The sequence below is a fragment of the Pseudomonas sp. 2822-15 genome, from assembly GCF_002742515.1.
In the GTDB taxonomy this organism is placed as follows: Bacteria; Pseudomonadota; Gammaproteobacteria; order Pseudomonadales; family Pseudomonadaceae; genus Aquipseudomonas; species Aquipseudomonas salomonii.
Map to the genome: position 1 here is coordinate 1 of NZ_LJRY01000108.1, position 254 is coordinate 254.

General features: G+C 35.8%; 1 protein-coding gene. It reads left to right on the top strand.

The window, feature by feature from the left end; translation table 11 throughout:
- The coding region (locus AOA59_RS32335) for a hypothetical protein (protein ID WP_218212182.1) at positions 1-254 on the top strand (254 nt) is incomplete at both ends.

Here is a 254-nt window from a genome sequence, read left to right on the forward strand (position 1 = left end):
GAAATAGAGCGTGGCAAATCCTATGAAGTAATAATTGAAATGAAAAATGAATCTCATCATGTTATGCATTTTCGCTTCATGGATGGAATACCACAAAGTTTTTCCAAACCATTTCCTCTCAAAAGTATTGTTAAAGGTAAAAGTACGGCTGAGATAAAGTATGAAACAGAAGCTCCTGTTCGGGGGAAATATCAAATAGATCGGCTTTATCTACGCTATACAAGTAATTTAGGGTTGTGGGAAAAGCAGAAAGC